A 24,364-nucleotide genomic window follows, 5' to 3' on the forward strand; every position below is an offset into this window, starting at 1 on the left:
TGGCACTGGTCACAGTTGACCGCCCAATCGGAGCGCATTTAGCATCATCGCAAATAGGCCACCGCACGGGCGGCCGAATAAATACAAGCGTCCATAACCTTCACTTCGCGCACACTTCGCGCACCCTTCAGGAATTCACTCAACGGCGTTATAAGGGCGTTGAACAGGTAAGACGGCCCGCCGTCTCGGCATTGCTTTCAGATCGCACGCCGATCGCGACGCACACGTTCTCGACGTCGGTCCGATACTCCGGGAACGCCGGAACTGTTTTCCGTCACGCTTCTCTTCTCGTGAAGGGTAATCCGTGTCTTTGCCCCGAATCGCAGTCAGTAAACATTCCGGCGAGGAAACAGAGTCCGCGCCCTTGTCTCTGGCGCAGGAGCGTCTGTGGGTCATGGCGCGCATGGACGGGGACGCAGGCGCCGCCTACAACGAGCCGATGCCCTTCGACATTCGGGGGCCGCTGGACCAGGACCTGCTCATCAAGGCGCTGGATCTGCTCGCGACCCGGCACGAGGCCCTGCGGACCCGGCTGGTCCCCTTCGAGGGGTCGGCTCTCCAGGTCGTCGATCCGCCGGACACGGGGTTCCCGGTGACCTTCGAGGATCTGACGGGCCTGCCGGACCGGGCCGAACGACTCACGCGCATACGGGCCAAGGTGGAGGGCGCCCCCTTCCGCCTGGGGGAGGAGCCCATGGTGCGCGGCTGCCTGATATCGCTCCAACCGCACCATCACGTACTGATCCTGACGGCGCATCACCTCGTCTTCGACGGCTGGTCCCGCTCCCTGCTGCTGAGAGAGCTGGGGCTGGTGTACTCCGCGCTCCAGCAGGGGCAAGAGGTCTCGCTGCCCGCACTGACCTGGCAGTACAGCGATTACACGCGCTGGCAGTGGGAGTGGATGTCGACAGACGAGCCCCTCGCGCACGCCGACTACTGGACCACCGCGCTGGCCGGCACCCCGGCCGTGGTCTCCCTGCCGACCGACCGGCCCCGCCCGCCCGAACAGGACTTCCGCGGCGCCCGGTTACCCGTGACCGTCGACGAGGAGCTGACGCGGGCCCTGCGCGCGCTGGCAGCCGACAACGATGTCTCCCTCTACGCGACCGTCCTCACCGGCTGGTCAGTGCTGCTGTCCCTGCTCTCCGGGCAGGACGACATCGTTGTCGGCGCCCCCACCTCCAACCGCCGGCGCGGGGATGTCGAGGGGCTGATCGGTTTCTTCGTCAACACCGTCGCCGTACGCGCGGACCTCTCCGGCTCGCCCAGTGTCAGGGATGCCCTGAAGGGGGTGAACCAGCGGATCCGTGACGCCCTGCACCACGTCGACCTGCCCTTCGAGCGAGTCGTCGAACTGGTCAACCCACCGCGCAGCCCCGCCTGCACCGTCCTGTTCCAGACCATGTTCGCCTGGGTCCCCTCCATGCGCAGGGAGCTCGAACTGCCGGGTCTGAGGGTCGAGCTCCGGGAAGACGCCGCCCACGTTCCCGCGAAGTTCGACATGGTCCTGGCCCTGGCCGACGAGGGCCGGCACCTCACCGGTGAGATCGACTACGCGGTGGCGCTCTTCGACCGGACGACGGTCGAACGGTACCTGCGCCAGTTCCTCCGCGTGCTGCGCCTCATGACCGAGCGGCCCGACGCCGAGATCACCGACCTGACACTGCTCGACGAGGACGAACAGCGGGCGCTCCTCGCCGACTTCAGCATGGGGCCCGCGGTGCCCGACACCGAGTCGCCGGGTGTGCTGGAGCGCTTCGCCGCACAGGCCCGCGAACGCCCCGCGCAGTGGGCGGTGGTGGCCCACGACGGGGAGCTGGACTACGCGGCACTCGACCGCCGGGCCAACCGGCTCGCCCACGCGCTGATCGCCCGCGGTGCCGGCCCCGACCGTGTGGTGGGCCTGCACGCCGGACGGACGACCGACCTCGTCGTCGGTGTCCTCGGGATCCTCAAGTCCGGAGCCGCCTACCTGCCCCTCGACCCCGGCCAGCCCCCGGAGCGGCTCGCCGCCATGGTGAGCGACGCCGCGCCGGTCCTGGTGCTGACCGACCGGGGGGACGACGACGGACAACCGTGGGAGCGCCTGACGAAGGTGGAGGTGGAGGGGACGCACGACGAGGCGCCGGACGTCGCCACGGACCCGGCCCGGCTCGCCTATGTCATCTACACCTCGGGATCGACCGGCCGCCCCAAAGGTGTGGCGGTGACGCACGGCAGCGTCGTCAATCTCTTCGACCACTGGCGCGACCTCATGGGGGACGCCCCCGGCGAGGCGGCCTCGGCCTGGTCGAGCATCGGCTTCGACGCGTCGGTGCACGAACTCCTCGTCCCGCTCACCACTGGCGCCGTACTCCACCTGGTCCCCGACGAACTGCGCGGTGACCCCCGGGAACTGCTGGACTGGATGCGCGAACGCAAGGTCACCCAGGCGTTTTTGCCCCCGTCCTACGTTCTGTGGATCGGCGAGGACCCGGCCGCACGGCTGGCCGGATCGAGCCTGCGCCAGCTCCTCACCGGAGTGGAATCCCTGCCCGAGAACACCCTGCACCGCATGCGTGAGCTGCTGCCCGGCCTGCGCGTCTGCTTCGGCTACGGCCCGACCGAGGCCACGCTCTACTCCACCGCCTACACCGACCCGCAGCCGTACGAGCGGTCGTGTCCCATCGGCCGGCCGCTGCGCGGCACACGCCTGTACCTGCTCGACAGCCGGATGCGCCCGGTACCCGTCGGAGTCCCCGGCGAGGTCTACCTCGGCGGGGCGAGCCTGGCCCGCGGCTACCTGAACCGCCCCGACCTCACAGACGAACTCTTCGTGCCCGACCCGTTCGTCCCCGGTGAACGGCTCTACCGCACCGGCGACCTGGCGCGCTGGTTGCCGGACGGCAACGCCGAGTACGTCGGCCGCCACGACGATCAGCTCAAGCTGCGCGGCTTCCGCATCGAACCCGGCGAGGTCGAGGCGGCGCTGCTGGCGGTCCCCGGGGTGCGGGAGGCCGTCGTCCTGGCCGATCGCGACGCACCCGGCGGCCCCCGCCTGGTGGCCGGCGTGGGCTGCGAAACCGAGGCCACGCGGATGCCGTACGAGTGGCGCGCGGCCCTGGCGGACCGGCTGCCGGACTACATGATCCCCGCCGTGGTCGCCGAGTTCCCGCGCCTGCCGCTGAACCGCAGCGGCAAGGTCGACCGGGCACAGGTGCTGCGCGCCACGGCCGCGGCCCTCGCGGGGCGGGTCAACGCGGCAGCACCCCGTGACCACGTGGAGATGGCGCTGTACCGGATCTGGCGCACGGTGCTACTGCACCCGGACATCGGCATCGGCGACAACTTCTTCGAGCTGGGCGGCACCTCGATATCGGCGATCAAGATGGCCTCCGCCGTCGAGCGGGAACTCGGCGTCGCCCTGCCGGTCCGGGACGTCCTGCTGCACCCCACGATCGAAGCGCTCGGCGAGCGGGTGCGCGGCCACGGCCGGGTCGCGCGGTCCAGCAGTCTGGTCGAGTTCCGTGCGGGCGGCGGGCGGCGGCGCGTGGTCTGCGTGCATCCCGCCGGCGGCACCGCCTTCTGCTACCTGCCGCTGTCCGCCGAACTGGCCGACGACATCGGCGTGGTGGGGCTCCAGGCGCCCGGCATCAACCCCGGCGAGTCCACCCTGCCCGGTGTCGAGGCGATGGCCGAGGAGTACCTGCGGCTCGTCGGTCCCCGCCCCGACGAGGCACTGGTGCTGTGCGGGCTCTCCTACGGCGGTCTCGTCGCCCATGAGATGGGGCGCCGGCTGGCGGCAGCCGGCCACGATCAGGTGAGCGTGGTCCTCCTCGACACCCACGGCGCCCAGGACGACGGGCAGCGCGCCGCGCTCGCGCCGGTCGGCATGGCGGAGTTCCGGGACAAGCTGGTGCGTTTCAACGGCATGTACCCGGGCATCGACGACGACCAGGTCGCCCGGTACCTGAACGTCTACAACCACCACCGCGAGACGGCCCGCGACTACGCCGTCCCCGCGTCGCCCGCCCGTGTCGTCCTGATGCAGGCGACAGCCGTGGAGGAGTCGGACGCCGAGGACGCTGCCGCCCGCCTGCGCGCGTTCTGGCGGCAGCGGGCCCTCGGTGGGTTCGCGGTCGAGCCGGTCGCCTGCGGCCACTGGGACATGCTGGAGAGCGCCGAACTGCCCCGCGTCGCCGCCGTCCTCACCGCGGAGCTGCACCGGATGACCACCGCCCCCAGCCGGGACGCAACGGAGCGCACCGCACCTTCAGGCACGTCGGAGACACGATGACACCGCGCGGCGAGACGTCCCCCACCGACGTGGCCGGGATCGCCCTTGAGATTCACCGCCGAGCCCTTCGCACACCGCGCGCCGAGGCGGTCGTCGACGGCGATGTCAGCCTCGACTACGGGACGTTGAACGCGGCGGCCGACGCCGTCGCCCGGGAGCTGGAGCGCCAAGGCGTCGCCGCGGGGCAGGCCGTGGCGGTGGCGCTGCCGAGGTCGTGGCGGCTGGTCTGTGTGATGCTGGGCATCCTGCGGCTCGGGGCGCAGGTCGTGCCGCTCGACACGCAGAGCCCCGCCGAACGCCGGCACTTCATCCTCCGGGACTCCGCCGCCGTCGCTCTGGTGCACGAGACGGCCGAGAGCGCCGCCGAACTCCCGCAGGACGTGCGGACGTTCGCCGTACACGCCCTGCTGCCCGGCCTTCCGGAAGCGGCCGCCGCCGTGGAGGCCCCGTCCGCGCCCGGCGAGGTGTCCTTCCTCTTCTACACCTCCGGAACGACGGGCCTGCCGAAGGGAGTCGAGGTCCGCGACGCGGGAATCCGGCGCCTTGCACAACCCGGCTACATCCGCGTCGAGCCCGGCCAGCGCTACGGCTGCCTGGCCAACCCGGCGTTCGACGCGCTGAGTTTCGACGTCTGGGTGCCCCTGCTGACCGGTGGCTGCTGCGTGGTCCTGAACGACGCCGACGTGCAGACCCCCGAGCGGCTCGCCGAGGCGCTGCGGCGCGGCCGCGTGCACACCTTCTTCATCACCGCGTCACTGTTCAACGCGATGGCCACGGCCGTGCCGGACTGCTTCGCCGAGGCCGGCCAGGTGCTCGTGGGCGGCGAGCAGCTCAACGCCCAGGTGATCCGCCGCTGGTACCGGGACAACGCACGCAGCGCCGCCCGCCTGTTCAACGCGTACGGGCCGACGGAGGCCACCACCTTCGCCTTGTGCCATCCGATCCCGCCGGACTTCGACGGGGACGTGGTGCCGATCGGCCGGCCCTTGCCGCAGAGCGGCGCGGTCCTGGTCGTACCGGGCCAGGAGCGGGTCGCCGGGCCCGGTGAGGTCGGCGAACTCCTGCTGAGCGGAGCCGGGCTGGCCGTCGGGTACCGCAACCTTCCCGAGGAGACCGAGCGGCGTTTCGTGCGGCTGCCGTGGCTCGACGGCGGCGAGGAGCGGTACTACCGCACCGGTGACCTCGCACGGGTCGACCACGAGGGCCTGGTGGAGTACGTCGGACGCATCGACCGGCAGGTCAAGGTCCGCGGCTTCAGGATCGAGCCCGGCGAGGTGGAGTTGCGCGTGCTCACCCACCCGGCCGTCCAGCGCGCCCACGTGTGCACGCGCCGTGCGGGCCCGGAGGGGCCGAGGGAACTGCTGGCGTTCGTCGTCCTCCAACAGGAGCTGTCCTACGAGGAGTTCGACCGTCACCTGGCAGCCCGTCTGCCCGTCTACATGCGCCCCCATCAGATCCATCTCGTGGCCGGGATTCCGCTGAACGCCAACGGCAAGGTCGACCAGGCCGCTCTGCTGCGGCAGGCCGGCCGGCCCTGGCGGCCCGCCGCCTCCGACGCGGGCGCACCGGCCGCGACGGAGACCGAGCGCCAGGTCGTCGCCCTGGCCGAGGAGATCCTCGGCACCACCGGCCTCGGGCCCGGTGACCGCTGGATCGCCAGCGGCGGCGACTCCTTGAAGGCGCTTCGGTTCTGCTTCGCCGTACGACAGCGCTGGGGCCGCGAGCTGACGCAGGCGGCCGTCCTGCACGGCGACCTGGCCGCCGTCGCCCGGTCCCTCGCCGCGGCCCGTCCCGGCGAGGAGAGCGCGGTGCCGGCACCGGTGGTCTCCGGCGCCCGCTCGGCACCCGCCACCAGCGAACAGCAGCGGCTGTGGCTGCTGCAGCGCCGCGCTCCGGGCTCTCGGGCCTACTCAGTCCACCAGGTCTTCGGCGTGGACGGCCCCGTCGACACCGCCGCGCTCAGGCGAGCACTGCGCGGCCTGGTGGTACGGCATGAAGCGCTGCGGACGGGTTTCACCCTCGGCCCGGACGGCCTGGAGCAGACCGTCGGTGAGCCGTACGACCCCTGGCAGGAGCCGGGCCACGGGCGGGCCTGGGACGAGGAGGAAGCGCACACCTTCGCCGACACCTTCTTCGCCGAGCCCTTCGACCTCGCCGTCCCCCGTATGCTCCGTGCCTGCTGGCTGCCGCGCGACGGCGGCGGCAGGCTCCTGCTGCACCTGCACCACATCGCCGTGGACGGCTGGTCGTTGAGCGTCCTGCTGCGCGACCTGTCGGCCGCCTACGCCGGAAGCGGCCGCGACGAGGTACCCGCTCCGACCCCGCTGGACTTCGCCGTCTGGCAGCGCAACCGGTTCGCGAGCCCGGCGTACCGGGCGCAGCGCGACGAACTCCTCGCGTTCTACCAGGGGTTGGCCGAGCCGCAGGAGCCGCTGCCGGACCGGGACACGGATCCGGCACCTCGGGCGCGCGTGCTGCACACGCAGCTCGACGCCGCTCGGCGTGACCAAGTGGACCGGTTGTGCGCCGAGTTCGCACTGACCCGGTTCCAGATCCTGCTGAGCGTGTTCTCCTGGTGCCTGTACGGCGTGCGGGGCCTGGTCCGCCCGCGCATCGCCGCACCGGTCGCGGGCCGCCCGGTGCGCGAGTTCGAGAACAGCGTGGGCATGATGGCGAACACCGTGCTGCTGCCGCTGACCGTCGCGCCCGGTGAGGACCTGCGCTCACACCTCGCCCGTACCGGCACCGGCACGGGGCAGGTGCTGGGACGCCAGGACGTGGCGCTCACGGACGTCCTGACCGGCTGGGAGAGCGTCGGCGACAGCACACCGTTCGACTTCCTGTTCGTCCTGGAGAACACCGACTTCGGGGCGCTGCGGCTGTCTGGCTGCACCGCGCGGCCCCTGTGGTGGGCGGCACCGGAGGCCAAGTGCCCGATGACGGTCTCCGTGGTCGAGCACGCGGACGGGCTGGACGTGTTGTGGGAGTACGCAGAGGACCGCTTCACCGACGAGGACGTCGAGGCGATGGCGCAGCTGTTCGGGCGGGGCGTGGACGCGCTCGCGGCCGGCGGCGGCTCCCGCGCGCGTGAACTCGTCGCGCCCTACCGGCGGTCCCTTCCGCGGCACGGGCGCGGACCCGCCCCGGAGCCCGGCTTCAGCACGGTCGCCGAAGGCTTCGCCCGGCAGGTCGCCCGCACTCCGCACGCCCCCGCCGTCGTCACGGCCGACGGCACCACCCTGAGCTACGCGGCCCTCGACGCCCGTGCCGCGGCCCTCGCCGCGGAACTGGCCGACCGTTACCCGATCCCGGCCGACAGCAGTCCCTGCCGGGCGGCCCTGTACCTGGATCCCTCCGCCGAACACGTGGTGGCGCTGCTGGCGCTGGCTCGGCTGAACGTCACCGCCGTCCCCCTCGATCCCTCCTACCCGGCTCACGTGCTGCGCCGCGTCCTCGACCGGACCGACCCGCTGTGCGTCCTGACCACGCGGGACAGCTCGCCCGCGCTGGAGACGCTGCTCCCGGACGGTGTGGCGCGCCACCTCGTCGTACCACCGCACGACGACGCCCGCCCCTCGCACACGCCACCGCACAACGGCGCCCGCCCCCTGTACACCCTGTTCACCTCCGGCTCCACCGGCGTCCCCAAGGGCGTCCAGATCCACGACCGCACCCTGTGCGACCTGATCAGGTGGCAGTCCGGTCCCGGCGGCCTCACCGCCCCCGCGGCCACCCAGCAGTTCTCGATGCTGGCGTTCGACGTGTCCTTCCAGGAGATCTTCGGGACCCTGTGCACAGGTGGCACCCTCCAGCTCATCCGTCCCGAGTGGCGTCAGGACGCTCCCGCGCTCCTGGACCGGCTGGAGTCCGCGGGCACCGAGCGCGTCTTCATGCCCTACGTGGCCCTGCAACTGCTCGCGGAGTACGCCGTCCGCCTGAACAGGTATCCCTCCCGGCTGCGCGACGTGGTCACCGCGGGCGAGCAGTTGGTGTGCACGGACAGCATCCGGCGCTGGTTCGCCGGACTGCCCGGGGCGCGCTTGTTCAACCACTACGGCCCGACCGAGACACATGTGGTCAGCGCCCTGTGCCTGGAGGGAGATCCCGGGCTGTGGCCCGAGCGGCCCGCCATCGGGCGCCCGGTGGCCGGCGCCGATCTGCGGGTGGTGGACGCCCAGGGCGACCCGGTCCCGGCCGGGTGCACCGGCGAGCTGCTGATCGGCGGGACCATGACCACCCGCTGCTACCTCGGCGAACCCGCACGCGACGACACCCGGTTCGTCGAACTCCCCGGCGCGGGACTGTTCTACCGCAGCGGCGACCGGGCGTTCTTCGACCGTGCGGGCCTGCTGCACTACGCGGGCCGCGACGACCAGCAGATCAAGGTGAGCGGGCACCGGCTCGAACTCGGCTCCGTCGAGGCGGCTCTGCTGCGCCATCCGGCGGTGGTCAACGCCGTTGTCACAGCCGAGGGCGGCCGGCTGACGGCGGGCCTGGAGGTCCGTGACGAGGCACCGTCCGCCGACGACCTGACCGCGCATCTGTCGGCCCTGCTGCCCTCCTACGTCCGTGTGGACCGCTTCCGCAGGCTGGAGAGGCTGCCCCGCACTCCCAGCGGCAAGCTGGACCGGCAGGCGGTCGTCCGGGCACCGGGGGAGGAGATACGCCGTTCCGTCGTCGTCCGCGCGGGCCTGTCGGCCGAGGAGGAGCGCCTCAGCGCCGCTTTCGAGGAGGTCACCGGTTCGGTGATCGCACCGGACCAGACCTTCTTCGAGGCGGGTGCCTCCAGTCTCGCTCTGATGCGCTTCCACCTGCACTGCAGCACGGCGCTCGGTCTGCGCTTCAGCGTCGCGGACCTGTTCGAGCACGTCACCGTCCGCTCCCTGGCCCGCCACCTCACCGCCCCACGGACCCTCACCCCGCCGGCCGCGAAGGACGACGCACCCCTCGACCCCGGCGAGCCGGTGGCGGTCGTCGGCATGGCGGTACGCGTGCCCGGCGCCCCGGACCTGGGCGCCTTCTGGGAGCTGGTCGTCTCGGGGGGCACCGGAATCCGCCGTATCGACGCGCCGGAGGGAGTCGTCGGCGCGCACAGCACACTCGACGGCATCCTCGACTTCGACCCGGGCCACTTCGGCATCAGCCCTCAAGAAGCACGTGTGATGGACCCCCAGCAGCGTCACCTGCTGATGGCCGGCGTGCAGGCCCTGGCACACGCCGGAGTGACGGACACCCCGGAAACGCGGGTGGGCCTGGTGGCCGGTGCCGGGGAGAACACCTACTTCCAGTCCCTGCTGCGCGAGGCGGACCGCGACCGGCTGCCCGACGGCTTTCAGCTCGCGCTGCACCACGAGAAGGACTTCCTGGCCACGAAGGTGGCCTACCACCTCGGGCTGACCGGTCCCGTCTTCAGCGCCCAGACAGCCTGCTCCAGCTCCCTGGTCGCCGTGCACCTCGCCGCCGGTCTGCTCAGACAGGGCGAGGCCGACGTGATGCTGGCCGCGGGAGTACTCATCGACCCCGGGCTGACCGGCGGCTACCGCTACCGCCCGCAGCACATCTTCTCCGCGGACGGCGACTGCCGGCCCTTCAGCGACGACGCCACCGGCACGGTCGGCGCGAGCGGCGTCGGCGTCGTCGTCCTCAAGACGCTGCGGCAGGCGCGCCGCGACGGCGACACCGTCCACGCGCTCATCACCGGCTCCGCGATCAACAACGACGGTGCGGCGAAGATGAGTTACACCGCGCCGTCCCTGGCCGGACAGCGGGAGGTGATCCAAAGCGCCCTGTCCCGCGCCGGACGCACCGGCGCCGACCTCGGCTATGTGGAGGCCCACGGCACCGGCACCCGGCTGGGCGATCCGATCGAAGTGGCGGCGCTGCGGCAGGCGTTCGACGTGAGTGAATCCGGCCGCTGCGCACTGAGCTCCGTCAAGAGCCAGCTGGGCCACCTCGGCGCGGCCGCCGGCGTGGTGGGTCTCGTACGGGCGGTCCTCGCCGTGCGCTTCGGAATCCTCCCGCCCAACCTCAACTTCCGTGCTTTCAACCCGGAGATCGGCCCCGATCCCACGCCCTTCCACGTCCCGGTCGAAGCCACGCCCTGGCCCGAGGGACGTCAACGGGTCGCCGCGGTCAGCAGCTTCGGGATCGGCGGCACCAACGCCCACGTCATCGTGGAGGAGGACACCGCGCCCGGACCGGTGGCCGTCCGCGAGGTACCCGAGTGCCTCGTGCTGTCGGCCTCCAGCGCGGACACGCTCGCCGCCGACGCCGCTCGAATCGCCGACCACCTCCAACGGCACCCGGAGCGCCTCGGGTCGGTGCTGCGTCACCTCCAGGCCGGGCGGGTCGCCCGCCGCCTGCGGGCCGCGGCCCCCGTGGCGGACGCCGCCGCGGCCGTGCGCTGGCTGCGCACGGTGGCCGAGGGAGGGGTGCCGCCGGGTGCCGCGGACCCGGACGCCGTGGCGGTCCGCGCGGCCGGCCGGACGGCCCACGAGCTCGCTGAGGCCTGGGCCGCCGGACGCCCCGTCGAGTGGGGGCCCGGCGCCGCTCCGGCGCCCTGGGACTTCCCGCCCCCGTCCTTCTCCCTCGCGGAGTACGACTTCGACCGGCTGCCCGAGGCCTCGCGTGAGACCCCGGCCGCCGCACCCCGGCGGCTGCCCCGGAAGGACTGGCTGCACCAGCCGCACTGGGTCCGGGTACGCCGTGCCACGCTCGCGGACACCGCCGGGCCGGCCGACCGCGCGTCCGCCGTGGTCGTCGTAGCCTCGAAGAACACTCCGCAGGCAGCGCTCGCGCCCTTCCACGCGGTGGCGTCGCGAGTGATACGGGTGCACCCGGCCGGTGCGTTCGCCCGCACAGGACCGGACGCCTACGACGTGGACCCCGCCGATGCGGCGTCCGTGCGCCGGCTGCTCGACGCGCTGTCCGAGGACGGTGCTGCGGCCTCCACCGGCATGGAGTGGGTGCACGCCCTGCCGCTCGACGTGTCGGGGCCGGTCGGTCCCGGCACCCTGGAACACGCCCGTCACACCTGCCTGGACAGCACGGCGGCCCTGGCCCAGGCGCTGACCGCGCGGGCCGGCTCCCCACGTGTGTGGTGGCTGTCGTACGGAGCCCGGCCCGTGGCAGGAGCGGTGGAGCGGCCCGAACTGGCGCTTCTCGCCGGGCCGGTCGAGGTCGCCTCGCAGGAGTCCGCCCTGAACGGCCACTGGCTCGACCTCCCGGACGGCGACCTCACCCGCTGGGCCGGACCTGTGGCCGCGGTCGTCGCCGGAGCACGGGAGGCCGGTCGTTCCGGCGGATCTGCCCTGCCGCGCCAACTCGCGCTGCGGCACGGTTACTGGTGGCGGCCGGAGACCCTGCCCGTACCGGAGCCGGAAGGTACACGGTCCCTTGTGCCGTCCGGTGCGCACACCGTCCACCTGGTGCTCGGTGGCACAGGCGGTATCGGCCGCGCCCTTGCCGCCTGGCTGCTCGAACACACCCGCGGCCGGGTCCTGTTGCTGTCGAGAAACCCGCGGTTGCCCCAGCAGCTGAGCGAATGGGCACACCGCATCGACCTCGTCCCCGCGGATCTCACGACCATGCCCGTTCACGACGTGGCGGCGGCCGTCGGCGCCCACACATCACGGCTGGACGGTGTCGTCCACGCGGCCGGTCTCGGACACGGCGGGCTGCTCGTACGACGTGACGCGACCGCGATGCGCGAGGCCGCCGCGGTCCGCGAGCGGGGCGCACTCGTCGTCGAGCACCTGATCAGGGCCTTCCGCCCGGAGATCGCGGTCTACTGTTCCTCGATGTCCGCCTTGCTCGGCGGCATCGGCCAGAGCGACTACGCGGCCGGCGCGAGCCTCCTCGACGGCTTCGCCCACCACCGGGCCACGGAGACGGAGACGACCGCCCGGATCGCCATCGACTGGGACATCTGGAACGAGACCGGAATGGCGACCCGGGTCCTGGACACGGACAGCCGCCATCAGGCCCATCTCGCGGTCGGTCTGACTGTCGAGGAGGGCAAAGCGGTCTTCGGCCACGCCCTCGCCCTGCAACTGCCGCAACTCCTCGTGTCGACGACCGACATCGATGCCTCCCGGGCCTTTTATGCCCCTGCCGGCATCGCGGACCGGCCCACGGCACCCGGGCAGGCGCGGGACACCGCCGCCGCCGACGGTGCCGGGGAGCGAGCGGACGCCGTGGCCCGGGTGGTCCGGGATCTGCTGGGCGTGGCCGAGCTGGACCCCGAGGACTCGCTCTACGACCTGGGTGCCGACTCGCTGACACTGATCAGCCTGATCGCGCGGATCGAGGACGACTACGGCGTCGAGGTCGACCTCGCCTCCCTGAGTCACCGCGTCAGCCTCACGGAGGTCCTGAAACACGTCGAGGCGGCCCTCACCTCCGCCGAGGCGGGCACGGGCGCCTCCCGGGTCGCACTCGACATCTGGCAGGAGGGAACCGGTTCGGCCGTCCTGTGCCTGGTGCACCCCGTGGGCGGAGACGTCCAGGCCTACCGCTCCCTGGTGGCAGCGCTCGGACCCGAGCCGACGGTGTGCCTCATCGCCGATCCGGCACTGCGCAACGCCGAGATGCCCGCATGGTCACTGGCCGAGCGGGCCCGGCACTACGACGCGGCACTGCGTGAGCGCTTCGGCGGCCCGGACCACCGCCTTCACCTGGCCGGATGGTCCTACGGCGCACGTGTGGCGATGGAGATGGCGTGCCTCGCCGAGTCGGCCCACCAGCCACCGCAGGCGCTGTACCTGCTCGATCCGCCGCCGCCCCGGGCACAGGAGCTGGTCGCCGCCTACGACGAGGAACACCTGGAAATGGTGTTCGCCGCCGAACTCGGCGCCCAGGCCTCCTCGTTGCCGGCCGAGCACGCACAGGCGTACGCCGAGAGGCTGGCTCGCTGCTGCCGCGCCAACCTGCGCAGTCTCGGGGAACATCGCGTCCGGCCGCTCGTCTCGGTCCCCACGTATCTGTGGCTGGCCGAACACTCCACGGCGGGCATGCCCACCCCCGCCACCCCTCAAGAGCCGCAGCGCCAGTGGAACAGCTGCCTGCCCCCGTCCGCCGTACTCACCTACCTGCCCACGGACCACTACGGCATCGTCGCGGCACCCCACGTGGACACAGTGGCCGACACCATCAGGGCGAACCTGTAAAACCCCACCCCCCCTTGGAGATTGACATGGAGTCGTACGAGCGCGAAGCGCTGGAAGCGGTGACGACACGTCCCGTGCACCCCTACCGCACCCTCACCGTCGAACGGATCACCCCCGTTCTGGGCGCGGAGATCTCCGGCGTCGACCTGTCGCGGGAGATCCCGGCGGAGCAACTGGAGGAGATCCGGACCGCCTTCCGCGACCACCACGTCCTCGTCTTCCGGGATCAGACGATCACCGCCGAGCAGCACAAGCGCTTCGCCGCCGCCTTCGGAGAACTGCGCCCCGTCAACCCGCCGCCGCCCGAGGGCGATCCCTTCATCCTGGAGATCCGCACGACGTCGGCCGCGGCGAACGTGGCGGGCAACGGCTGGCACGCGGACGGCACCGCCGACGCCGAACCCTCCCTGGGCTCGATGCTCTACATCACCGAGATACCCGAGCCGGGATGCGGCGGCGACACCCTGTTCGCCAACATGCACCTCGCCTACGACATGCTCTCACCGGCGATGCGCGCCCTGCTGGAGCCGCTGACCGCGATACACGACGGCGCGCAGGCACTGGCGGGATACCCACTGCCCCCGGACTACGTCATCCCCAAGAGCGAACACCCGCTCATCGCCCGGCACCCCGAGACCGACCGCCGCCTGCTCTATGTCAACAAGGCCTACACCAGCCGTATCCCGCAGCTCTCCGTGGACGAGAGCCGGGCCCTGCTCGACCTGCTCTTCGACATCATCGCCCGCAGGCCGGTCCTGCACTGCCGCGTCCGCTGGACCCCGGGCACGCTCGTCTTCTGGGACAACCGGTGCGTCCAGCACCACGCAACGTACGACTACTACCCCTACGCTCGCTACGGCCAGCGCGTCGCCATCAACGGCGGTCCCGTCAAGGGCTGATGCCCTCGACACGTGTGGAGGAAGGACGGAGGCGTCGCTTCCAGAGAATCGTTCGGAGGCCGGACGAAGTCGGCGGGTCCCCATGAGGGAGGTCTGCGCCCGCCGGACACCGGTCACTGACCAGACCGGTCACCGATTCCGGAGGGGCCGGTGTGGTGTGTCGCAGGCAGCTGTGTTCGTCAGGTGAAGTGTGCTTCACTGGAGCCCGCAAAGTCGCGCACGGACCGAGGCCGCCGATGGCGGCTGCCGGAGGAGCCATCATGAGCAATGCGGAGTTTCCAGAGGCCGGTACCACCGCGGGCGCGGTGCGCGGCCGCCGCGAGCAGGGCCTTGCCGTCTTCCGTGGCATTCCGTATGCGCAGCCGCCGGTGGGCGAGGCCCGGTTCGCGGCGCCGCGGCCGGCGGAGCGCTGGAACGGCATACGGGAGGCGTTCGCGTTCGGTCCGCCGCCCCCGCAGGAGCCGCTCGGACCCGACGCCGGGCCCGTCGGCACCGTCCCGGCCGGTGACGACTGGCTGACGGTCAACGTCTGGACCCCGGAAGCGGACCCGACGGCGCGACGCCCGGTGATGGTGTGGATCTACGGCGGCGCCTACAAGGTCGGCTCTGCCGACGACCCCGCCTACGACGCCGGTCGGCTCTCCCGGGACGGCGAGTTGGTCGTGGTGACCTTCAACTACCGCGTGGGCATGGAGGGTTTCGCACGGATCGAGGGAGCCCCGGCGAACCGGGGACTGCTCGACCAGGTGGCCGCCCTGGAGTGGGTGCGGGAGAACATCACCGCCTTCGGCGGCGACCCGGACCAGGTCACCGTCTTCGGCGAATCGGCCGGCGCCGGATCCATCGCCTCGCTGATGGCCATGGAGCGGGCCCGGGGCCTGTTCCGGCGGGCCATCGCGCAGAGTGTGCCGGGCACGTTCTTCTCGGACGCGCTGGCCGCGGACATCGCCGAGGCGATCGCGGGTGAACTGGGGTTGCGCCCGACGGTGGCCGACCTGTCGGGGGTGGACCCGCGCAAACTGACCGAGGCGGGGGCCGCGTTGAGCGCCCGAATGCGCGAGTACCTCCACCGGTGGGGCCCGGTCGCCCTCACCCCGACTCCGTATTCGCCCGTCGTCGACGGTGAGGTCCTCCCCGCCACGCCATGGGAGGCACTCGCGGGCGGATCCGCACGGGACATCGAGCTGATCGCCGGGCACAACCGGGACGAGTACCGGCTCTTCCTCCTGCTCGGCGGACTGCTCGGCCAGGTGGACGACAACCTCGCGTCGATGGCGCTGGGGCTGTTCGGCCCGACGCCGGACGCCGGGCAGGACTACCGGTCCGCCTTCCCGGAGGCCTCCGCGGAGTCCCTGTTCGAACTCGTCCAGTCGGACTGGCTGTTCCGCATGCCCACGCTGCACCTCGCTCAGGCACAGGTGGCGGGCGGCGGGCGGGCGCACCTGTACGAACTCACCTGGTCCGCGCCTGCGAACGGCGGCGCCCTGGGCGCCTGCCACGGCTTGGACGTGCCCCTGACCTTCGGTGTGTACGGCGGCCTGGGCGCCATGCTCATCGGACCCGCGCCCACACCCGAGACCGAGGCACTCTCCGCCCGCTTCCGCTCGGCCTGGACCACCTTCGCCGCCACCGGCGACCCGGGCTGGCCCACCTACGACAGTGAACGCCGTCTCGTCCAACTCCTCGATGCCGAACCGGCGGTGGCTGCCTACCCCGAGGAAGCCTCCCGTCGTCTCTGGGAGCGGCACACGTTCGCTCCCCTCGGGCTGACAACGCCGTAACGACGCCTCGAACCGACAGGTCGCCCCCGGACGGACCATCTCAACTCTCCGGCGGCAGAGCAGAGTTCATCCCCACTTGCTCATCTTGGTGGACCTGCCCCAGTTGCCGGTCGACGGCGTCCTGAGCGGCAGGGGACAGCAGCGAGCCGGCGCGTTTGAGGAAGCCGTACAGCCCTCGGCCGTGCTGCTCGGCCAGTTCGGCGTTGTGTGCCAGTACGTCGAGTTCGTTGGCGGCCGTGATCTCGAGGAACGCCCTGAGGTCGTCGGGGGAGGGCTGGTGCTCGCGGCCGGTGAAGCGGTCCCGGAAGGCGACCGCCGTGCTGCCGTCGATCCTCGGGTAGACGGTGGCGCGGTCGCAGCTGGCGTACAGGTACACCAACTCCTCTGCCGACTCACCGATCAGGGCGACGAGTGTGGCCCGCTCGGTGAGCGGCAGCAGAGTCGTGGCGAAGCCGTCGGTTCCGTAGGTCGCGTGACACAGTCCCGCCGTCTGGACGTCGGGGCCCGCTCCCCATGCGGCCAGCAGCCGCTGAACCCGCTGCAGATGCTGGAGCAGGGTGCCGCCCGGATGAGGCAATCGGTCGGCTCCGTGGCCGCACAGGAATTCCTCGGTCGCTGTCTGAGTGCTTCCCTCGAACGAGGGGTGCTGCCGGGCCGATGGCATCGTCGGACGTCCTCTCACGCGGGGTGGTATCGCAACGAAGACCAGCCTATTGCGCGGGTGTTCACCAGCTGATTCCGGCCGCCACCGGCAGGTGGTCGCTGCCGGTGGCCGGCAGCACCCACGAGCTGTCCGGCCGCACGCCGCGGACCAGGATCTGGTCGATCCGCGCCACCGGGAACGTCGCCGGCCAGCTGAAACCGAAGCCGTCCCCGGCCACCTCCTGCACGGAGCGCAGCTGCGAGGTGAGGCCGGCGAACGCACGGTCGTCCGTGGTGCCGTTGAGATCGCCGAGCAGCACCACCCGCTTGCACTTCTCGGCGGCGACGGCCTTGCCCAGCGCCTGCGCGTTCCTGTCCCGTGAGTCCGTCGCGAAGCCCGCCCTGGGATTCACCCGTGCGGATCCCAGGTGGGTCACATACACCGCCAGCGGACCGTGGTGCGTGGCCACCGTGGTGCGCAGCCCCCGGTTGTAGGACAGCTTGACGGCGGCCGGTTTGGTGGCCGCCAGCGGCCCGTAGTCCATTCCGATGTCGACCGGCCGGGTGTCCGAGATCGGCAGCTTGCTCCACAGCCCGACCGTGCCCAGCACCTTGTGGTACGGGTACGCCTTCGCCAGCCCCTTCTCGTAGACGCCCTGCGCCTGCGGGGTGATCTCCTCCAGCGCCAGCACGTCCGCGCCGGAGGCGACCAGGTCGCGGGCGGTGCCGACCGGGTCGGGATTGCCGGCGCCGACATTGTGGCTGGCCACGGTGAGGTCGCTGCCCGGGTGGGACTTGTCGCTGAGCATCCCGCCGAAGAGGTACAGCCACACCGTCACCGGCAGCAGCAGCGCGGCCACCGCGGAGGCGGAGCGGCGCCAGAGCGCCCCGGCCAGCAGCACCGGGACGAACACGCCGAACCACGGCAGGAAGGTCTCCACCAGGCTGCCGAGGTTCCCGACCCGGTTCGGGATCTGAGTGTGCAGCAGCATGAGCAGGCTGAGCAGCACCGCCAAGGCTGCGAGGACCGGGCCGCGCTTCCAGGGCTCCGGCCGCGACCCGCGACGGATCGCCCGCCGGATGGGCGCGCTCCAGGCGCGGGAGCCGGTGGCCCGGCGGCCTCCCCGTCCGGTCTCCGCCGTGTCCACCCGCGTCATCGTCCGTCCTCGCTCACTGCCGGTCACTGCTGCATCCTCGGGTCCTCGGTGGGGTCGGCGTACATGGGCGGGCACCCATGAGCGATCGCACTGGTGCGCAGCTCGTAGTGCCAGGTTTCGTTCCTGTAGATCTGGCACAGCCCGTACTCGGCGCCGTGCCGGGACAGCCACGCCGTCGCATCCGAACGCCCGAGGTCGACCGCGTCTCCTGTGACGTGCGGAGAGGTCCGCGCGGTGGCCACCCATCGGGCGGCCTCGTTCTCGGATCCGTACTTGGCGACCGCCTGGCGAAGCAGCTGATTCTGGTACGCCTCGGAACGCCAGCCGCTGTTGACGTAGAACTCGACTCCGTCGTGCGCGGCAGCCGACGCCGCCCGGCGCAGGGCCTTGAGCAGATCCGGATCGAGCTTGGCCACAGCCGGAATCGTGTCGTCGAAGACCGTCACGCCGTCGGGGACGATCCCGTCGGCCTCGCCCAGCGCGCCGCTGTGCTCACCGCGGTGAGCATCCGGCGGTAATGCGGCCGACGGAGGTGAAAGTGACGAGGAGGACGAGGACTTCGGCACCTGGTAGCCGAGGACTGCGGTCATCACCGCTATGACCACTGTCAGGCCGACGACAAGCAGGCCGCGCATCCGGCCATTCGTTGCGGGTGCCGATGGCGGAGTTCGAGTCATGCCACCAGTCAAGGCAGCAGGGTGTTGCCGGCCCGTATGTGGTTTTCGATACGCCGACGATATACGCCGACCCGAAGCGTAAATGACGTGCGTGGCCGGGGCGTTGAGGGCGAACCTTGTCCGGCAGAAGCCATCGGGGGCCACAGCGAGGCGTCCCGCCTTCGGCCGTACGAGAGGTCCCTGTGCCGTTGTCTTCCTCCGCCGTATCCGATTCCGGCCGACGTGCTCCGGCAAGCCTGTGGCGGGACGGCGACTTCCGCCGGCTCTGGATCGGCCAGACCGTCTCCCAACTGGGCGAGCAGGCAGGCCTGGTGGTCCTGCCGCTCCTTGCCGTCCTGACGCTCGACGCCGGCCCCGGCCAGTTGGGCGCCCTGCGCGCGGCGGGGCAGGCGCCGCTCCTGCTGCTGTCGCTGTTGGCCGGCGCGTGGGTGGACAGGTGGCGGACCCGTACGGTGATGGTGCTGACGGACGCCGGTCGGGCCCTGGCGCTGGGCGCCGCCGCCGTGGCCGGCCTCCTCGGACGGCTCAGCCTGCCGGAGCTGCTGGTGGTCGCCTTCGCCGTCGGGGCTCTGTCCGTGTTCTTCGACATCGCCTACCAGGCCTCACTGGTACGGCTGGTGGAACGCGACCAGTTGGTACGGGGCAACAGCGCGCTCGAGGGCAGCCGGTCCGCTGCGCAGATCGGCGGTCCCGCCCTCGGCGGTGCGCTGGTGTCCCTGCTGTCGGCGCCCATCGCTGTCGCCTCCGGCGCGGTGCTCTTCACCCTGTCGTTCCTGTCGATCCGACGGATGGGGCGCCGCGAATCGGTCCCGGAACGCTCGCAACGACCTCCTCGGCTGTGGCGGCGCATCCATGAGGGCCTGCGTTTTGTCGCCGGCGACGCCTTGCTGCGGACCGTCTGCCTCGCGTCAGCCGCCTTCCAGTTCTTCTTCGCGGCTGCGATGACCGTCTATCTGCTGTTCCTGCCGCGGGATCTGCACCTGTCGGGCACCGCGATCGGGCTCGCCCTCGCGGCGTCGGGACCCGGCGCGCTCCTGGGCTCGCTGCTGGCCGCCCGTCTACCGGGCCGCCTCGGATACGGCCCGGTGCTCGTGTCCGCGGCAGCGCTCGGCGACGGTGCGTTCCTGTTCGTGCCCGCACTGCACGGTTCCTCGGCGGTGACGGGTCCCGCGCTCGTCGCGCTCAACTTCGTCTTCGGCACGTTCAGTCAGCTGGTGAACGTCACGGTCATGGCCGTACGGCAGACCGTCACTCCGGACGGGATGCAGGGCCGCGTGGCCGCGACGATCAACTTCGCCGGCATGGGGTTGGCCCCGCTCGGCTCCCTGCTCGGCGGCTTCCTCGCGGAAGCGTGGGGGACACACACCAGCCTCCTGATGACCGCGGCAGGCATGCTGCTTTCGCCGGCGCTGATGGCCCTCTCCCCACTCGCCCGCCTGGGACCGCAAGGTGCGGACGTCGTCCATGGCGCTTGAGGAAAACGTGGCGGGCGGAGAGGGGACAACCCTCTCCGCCCTTCCGTCCGGCGGTCCGAGGCCGGACCTCATGCCCAAACGGTCAGTCGCGGACTACGCGTGCCCGAACCAACTGCCGCCCCACACCGCGCGGGTTCCCGCAGGACAGGTCAGACGGAAGTCCCACCGGCCGGAGTAGGAGCGCCGGAACTCATGGCGGCCGTCGGTGCAGTCCACATACACCGGGTACGTGTGGCTGTCGCAGGTCAGATAGACGCTGCGGTTGCCGTCGGTGCGCCCATTGAAGCAAGCCACCCCCAGCTCGCTCTCCTCCGGGGACGAGGCGCGCTGCACGAAGTCGAGCAGCGAGTGCTCCAGCGGGGCGCTCTCCTGGACGGTTCGCCCGTCGACGTTGGTGGCCTGGGCCTGCGCGTCGCCGGCCGTGTCCGCGGCGCCGGCCGGCACGGACGCGCCGGCCAGCGCGGTGACAGCGATCGCCACGGTGACTGCGACGTTCCTCATGGACGTCAAGTTCTCCTCCACAGAACGGGCAATGAGCAACAGATGCAACGGAAGGTAGCGAATTACTCACGGCACCTCCAGCCAGACATCCGCCGGAACGCCACTGGTTGACTGAGCGTGTGTCCGAAGAACTGTTATCCGAGACTCACCCACCGGTCTCCCAGGTATCGGGCAGGATCGTTCGGCGTCGAGGACGGGACAGTTTTCATGGGTACACAGCGCACGATGGAGCCGGCGGCACTGGTGGCCGCCGCCCGAGGGGGCGATCCGGAAGCTCAGGACGCCCTGGTCAGTGCGTTCCTCCCGCTGGTCTACAACATCGTGGGGCGGGCGCTGAACGGCTCCGTCGACGTCGACGACGTGGTGCAGGAGACCATGCTGCGTGCCCTGCACGGACTGGGCGGTCTGCGCACCCCCGAGAGTTTCCGTTCGTGGCTCGTGGCGATCGCGATGAACGAGATCCGCAAGCACTGGCAGGACCGTCAGTTCACCCCGGGCACCGTGGAGGAGGCCGAGGAACTCGCCGATCCGGGCGCCGACTTCGTGGACCTGACCCTCGTACAGCTCCAGCTCTCCGGGCAGCGGCAGGAGACCGCGCGCGCCACTCGCTGGCTGGAGCCGGACGACCGGGGACTGCTGTCGCTGTGGTGGCTGGAGTGCGCGGGCGAGCTGACCCGGGCCGAGGTGGCTGCCGCCCTGGAGTTGTCGCCGCAGCACACCGCCGTACGGGTGCAGCGGATGAAGGCGCAGCTGGAGGCGGCCCGCGTGGTGGTGCGGGCGCTCGACGCGCAGCCGCCGTGCCTGGAACTGCACGGCATGCTGGGCACCTGGGACGGACGGCCCTCGGCGCTGTGGCGCAAACGAATAGCCCGGCACGCCCGTGGCTGCGGGCGGTGCTCCGGCCTGTGGAGCGGGCTGATGCCCGTGGAGGGACTGCTGGCCGGGCTGGCACTGGTGGCCGCGGCGCCCTCGCTGCTGGCGGGTGTGCGCGCCGCCGGCGGAGGGATGGCCGAGACCGGGATGGCCCTGCCCGGCACGGGGCCGCGGCCCTCCGATGGCCGTACTGAATCGGGCCCGGGAGCCGGACACCGTGCCGTGCGCGGCGGGGCGGCATCCCGGAGCGAGGTGCGCCGGCGCCGGCGCAACCGGCGCAGGGCCGTCGGCGGTGCGGTCGTCGCGGCGTGTGTGGCGGGCGGCGGCCTGTGGTACTTCGGCACGGACCCCGGCACCGGCGGCGAAGCGGCGAGCGCCGAGCGGACCGCGGGCGCCCCCGTCGCGGACCTGTCGGAATCCGGAGCCGTCGAGACGCCTTCGTCGGCCTCCACGTCTCCGTCTCCCTCCGCGTCACCCACGAAGAAGGCAGGCGCGTCCAAGAGCCCGCGCCCCGTGAAGAAGGACGCCCCGGCCCCCCGCCCCTCCGCCCGGCCCTCGCGGACGGCGACCACCACACCCGAGGCGTCGTCGACGCCGTCCGGCACCGTCGCGCAGGTGGTGGCGCTGGTGAACAAGGAACGGGCGGCCAACGGCTGCGGTGCACTCACCGAGGACCCGCAACTGGAGAAGGCCGCGCAGGGCCACTCCGACGACATGGCCGCCCGCAACTTCTTCGACCACACCAATCCGGACGGCCTCGACCCCGGGCAGCGCATCACCGCGGCCGGCTACAAGTGGTCCACGTACGGGGAGAACATCGCTCAGGGGCAGCAGACGCCGGAGGCCGTGATGGAGTCCTGGATGAACAGCCCCGGCCACCGCGCCAACATCCTCAACTGCTCGTTCAAGGACATCGGCGTGGGCGTCCACAACGGGTCGGGCGGGCCGTGGTGGACGCAGGACTTCGGCGCCAGGCTCTGACGCACCAGAGGAAGTTGCCCGGCCGGGGTTCAGCGCACCGGGAAGCCGAAGGAGCGCCCCTGCTGCTTCAGCCAGGGCAGGATTTCGCGCAGCGCGGCCACCGTCTGCGAGCGGTCTCCGCCGGCGTCGTGGAAGAGGATCGTCGGGCCGTTGGGCAGCTCGTTCTTGACGGTGGCGATGATGGCGGCGGTGCCGGGGCGTTCGAAGTCCTTGGAGTCCACGTTCCAGCCCAGCGGCCGCATCCCCTGCGCGGCGGCGAGTTGCCTGCTGTAGGGCGTGAAGGCACCGCCCGGGGCCCGGTAGTACAGCGGCCGGACGCCCCCGGAGGCCTTGGTGATCATGGCGGCGGCGTCCAGGATCTCCTTGGACTGGTAGGAGTCGGCCTTCTTGTCCATGGCGGTGTCGTGCGACACGGTGTGGTCGCACAGCCGGTGCCCGGCCGCCACCACCGCCTTGACCAGGTCCGGGTGCGCCTGGGCCTGAGTGCCGACCATGCAGAAGGTGGCCTTCACCCCGTTGTCCTTGAGCACCTGCAGGACCTGCGGGGTCCAGACCGGGTCCGGCCCGTCGTCGATGGTGATGTTGACGCCGCGGGCGCCCTGGTCCGAGGCATGGACGATGCTCACCGCCACCGGGGTCGTCCGGCCGGCGCCGGCCGCCGCTGAGGAGGGGTGGGCCGAGGCGCCCGAGTGCTGCCCGCCGACGGGGCCGGCCTGCGCGGTCCATATCGAGGTGGCCGCCGCCACCGCCGTCACCCCGACCGCCGCCGCGAATACCCGGCCGTACCAGCCCCGCCCGCCATGCCGCGCCATTTCTGCCCCGCCCCTGTGATCCCGGTGTTTCTTGTGCACCTGTCAGGACGGCGAAAGGTTGCTCCGGGATCCGTCTGTTACTGATCACGGACAATTCCGCGGGAGTTCCGAGACGCACGACCGGCGCACAGGGGCGGAGCAGGGGCGATGCCGCCGTTGGAGGGCCGGTTCTGCAAGGCCCGGGCGGGGTTGGCCCGGCCGATCGGCCCATGCCGCGCGTGACGGCCGCGACAACGAATGACCGGCACGGCGAGGCCGACTGGAGAACGCCTCCTCAGGCCGCCGGCCGTATCAGCCCCGACTCGTAGGCGAAGGTCACCGCCTGGACGCGGGCGTGGGCGCCGATTTTGGCGAGGATGTGGCTGACGTGGGATTTGACGGTGGTCGGGGCGATGGACAGCCGTACCGCGATCTCGGTGTTGGACCAGCCGGAGGCGACGGCGGTCAGGACGTCGCGTTCGCGTTCGGTGAGGGTGTTCAGTCCGGCCTCGCGCCCAGCGGGGCGGGAGGCCGGCTGCTCGCGGACGGCGTCGATAAGCGCCCGGGTCAGGGCGGGGGTGATCGCCGCGTCTCCGGCGGCCACCACGCGGATGGCCGCGGTCAGTTCGTCCGGGGCGGCGTCCGTGAGGAGGAATCCGGCTGCCCCGGCGCGCAGGGCGGCGTAGGCATGCCTCTCGTGCAGGGCCGAGGTCAGAACCAGGACGCGGGGAGGGGGCCCGCCCGCCGTGGTGGTCTCGGAGGCCGGGAGGAACCGGGGGAGGTGCGCGGGACGTGCGATGCGCCGGATGGCTTCGATGTCGTCGGTAGCGGTGAGGTGGCTGTCCATGAGGACGACGTCCGGACGGAGCGCGGAGCACAGGCCGACCGCCTCGGCTGCGCTCGCGGCTTCGCCGGCCACGGTCAGGTCGGGCTCGGCGGCCAGGAGCATGCGCAGGCCGACGCGTTGCAGGGACTGGTCGTTGACGATGAGTACGGAGACCATGTCTGTCCTTCCCGCCTCTAAACGAAACGGTTTCGTTCACTTGGGGATCAGGATAGTCCCCTCCATTAGCGAAACGGCAGCGTTCCCCTTATGGGCTGGGTCACATCTCTCGACCGTCTTGGAAGGACGTTGCTTCTCGGG

12 protein-coding genes are annotated in these 24,364 nt (G+C 71.6%); 6 read left to right on the forward strand and 6 right to left on the reverse strand.

Translation table 11 applies throughout. The features are described 5' to 3' along the window. Window positions 1-304: 304 nt before the first annotated feature. The 4 genes from ACFY1U_RS21295 to ACFY1U_RS21310 all read left to right on the forward strand — a co-directional run bounded on the left by ACFY1U_RS21295 (window position 305) and on the right by ACFY1U_RS21310 (window position 16,123). A complete protein-coding gene (locus ACFY1U_RS21295) occupies window positions 305-4,276 on the forward strand; it encodes an amino acid adenylation domain-containing protein (protein ID WP_390695676.1) in 3,972 nt (1,323 codons plus the stop codon). Then, entirely contained in the window at window positions 4,273-13,443 is a 9,171-nt protein-coding gene (locus tag ACFY1U_RS21300; protein WP_390695677.1) for an amino acid adenylation domain-containing protein, read from the forward strand. Before ACFY1U_RS21295 ends, ACFY1U_RS21300 begins: the two co-directional genes overlap by 4 nt. A 26-nt stretch (window positions 13,444-13,469) precedes the next feature. Then, entirely contained in the window at window positions 13,470-14,342 is an 873-nt protein-coding gene (locus ACFY1U_RS21305; RefSeq protein WP_390695678.1) for a TauD/TfdA dioxygenase family protein, read from the forward strand. Between the two features lie 260 nt (window positions 14,343-14,602). Next, entirely contained in the window at window positions 14,603-16,123 is a 1,521-nt protein-coding gene (locus tag ACFY1U_RS21310) for a carboxylesterase/lipase family protein (protein ID WP_390695679.1), read from the forward strand. 40 nt (window positions 16,124-16,163) lie between these two features. On the opposite strand, the gene ACFY1U_RS21315 is transcribed toward ACFY1U_RS21310, so the two are convergent. From ACFY1U_RS21315 to ACFY1U_RS21325, 3 genes are all read right to left on the reverse strand, one after another. Then, window positions 16,164-16,787 (reverse strand): DUF6817 domain-containing protein, encoded by a 624-nt coding sequence (locus ACFY1U_RS21315; protein ID WP_390695680.1) that lies wholly within the window; start codon window positions 16,785-16,787, stop codon window positions 16,164-16,166. Between the two features lie 61 nt (window positions 16,788-16,848). After that, the gene (locus ACFY1U_RS21320; RefSeq protein WP_390695681.1) at window positions 16,849-17,922 is read right to left on the reverse strand and encodes an endonuclease/exonuclease/phosphatase family protein; all 1,074 of its coding nucleotides are present in this window, start codon (window positions 17,920-17,922) and stop codon (window positions 16,849-16,851) included. Between the two features lie 23 nt (window positions 17,923-17,945). Then, a complete protein-coding gene (locus tag ACFY1U_RS21325) occupies window positions 17,946-18,557 on the reverse strand; it encodes a M15 family metallopeptidase (protein ID WP_390695682.1) in 612 nt (203 codons plus the stop codon). A gap of 224 nt (window positions 18,558-18,781) precedes the next feature. On the opposite strand from ACFY1U_RS21325, the gene ACFY1U_RS21330 reads away from it, so the two are divergent. Next, window positions 18,782-20,074, forward strand: coding sequence for an MFS transporter (locus tag ACFY1U_RS21330; RefSeq protein ID WP_390695683.1), 1,293 nt, complete (start codon window positions 18,782-18,784; stop codon window positions 20,072-20,074). A gap of 93 nt (window positions 20,075-20,167) precedes the next feature. On the opposite strand, the gene ACFY1U_RS21335 is transcribed toward ACFY1U_RS21330, so the two are convergent. Beyond that, entirely contained in the window at window positions 20,168-20,575 is a 408-nt protein-coding gene (locus ACFY1U_RS21335; protein WP_390695684.1) for a hypothetical protein, read from the reverse strand. A gap of 207 nt (window positions 20,576-20,782) precedes the next feature. Between ACFY1U_RS21335 and ACFY1U_RS21340 the strand changes: the two genes are divergently transcribed. After that, window positions 20,783-22,429, forward strand: coding sequence for a sigma-70 family RNA polymerase sigma factor (locus ACFY1U_RS21340; RefSeq protein WP_390695685.1), 1,647 nt, complete (start codon window positions 20,783-20,785; stop codon window positions 22,427-22,429). 29 nt (window positions 22,430-22,458) lie between these two features. Here ACFY1U_RS21340 and ACFY1U_RS21345 read toward each other — a convergent pair whose 3' ends face one another. Both ACFY1U_RS21345 and ACFY1U_RS21350 read right to left on the reverse strand, forming a co-directional pair. Continuing rightward, window positions 22,459-23,241 carry a polysaccharide deacetylase family protein gene (locus ACFY1U_RS21345; RefSeq protein WP_390695686.1) on the reverse strand — a complete coding sequence of 261 codons (783 nt, stop codon included), beginning with the start codon at window positions 23,239-23,241 and terminating at the stop codon, window positions 22,459-22,461. 274 nt (window positions 23,242-23,515) lie between these two features. After that, window positions 23,516-24,223, reverse strand: coding sequence for a LuxR C-terminal-related transcriptional regulator (locus tag ACFY1U_RS21350; protein ID WP_390695687.1), 708 nt, complete (start codon window positions 24,221-24,223; stop codon window positions 23,516-23,518). Window positions 24,224-24,364: the final 141 nt, after the last annotated feature.

It is taken from the genome of Streptomyces sp. NPDC001351 (assembly GCF_042896045.1).
Lineage (GTDB): Bacteria > Actinomycetota > Actinomycetes > Streptomycetales > Streptomycetaceae > Streptomyces.

What these genes read in the sequence shown, in the direction of transcription:
- ACFY1U_RS21300 (WP_390695677.1), top strand. Translation starts at nt 4,273, where the DNA reads ATGACACCGCGCGGCGAGACGTCCCCCACCGACGTGGCCGGGATCGCC.
- ACFY1U_RS21305 (WP_390695678.1), top strand. Translation starts at nt 13,470, where the DNA reads ATGGAGTCGTACGAGCGCGAAGCGCTGGAAGCGGTGACGACACGTCCC.
- ACFY1U_RS21310 (WP_390695679.1), top strand. Translation starts at nt 14,603, where the DNA reads ATGAGCAATGCGGAGTTTCCAGAGGCCGGTACCACCGCGGGCGCGGTG.
- ACFY1U_RS21315 (WP_390695680.1), bottom strand. Translation starts at nt 16,787, where the DNA reads ATGCCATCGGCCCGGCAGCACCCCTCGTTCGAGGGAAGCACTCAGACA.
- ACFY1U_RS21320 (WP_390695681.1), bottom strand. Translation starts at nt 17,922, where the DNA reads ATGACGCGGGTGGACACGGCGGAGACCGGACGGGGAGGCCGCCGGGCC.
- ACFY1U_RS21325 (WP_390695682.1), bottom strand. Translation starts at nt 18,557, where the DNA reads ATGCGCGGCCTGCTTGTCGTCGGCCTGACAGTGGTCATAGCGGTGATG.
- ACFY1U_RS21335 (WP_390695684.1), bottom strand. Translation starts at nt 20,575, where the DNA reads ATGAGGAACGTCGCAGTCACCGTGGCGATCGCTGTCACCGCGCTGGCC.
- ACFY1U_RS21340 (WP_390695685.1), top strand. Translation starts at nt 20,783, where the DNA reads ATGGGTACACAGCGCACGATGGAGCCGGCGGCACTGGTGGCCGCCGCC.
- ACFY1U_RS21345 (WP_390695686.1), bottom strand. Translation starts at nt 23,241, where the DNA reads ATGGCGCGGCATGGCGGGCGGGGCTGGTACGGCCGGGTATTCGCGGCG.
- ACFY1U_RS21350 (WP_390695687.1), bottom strand. Translation starts at nt 24,223, where the DNA reads ATGGTCTCCGTACTCATCGTCAACGACCAGTCCCTGCAACGCGTCGGC.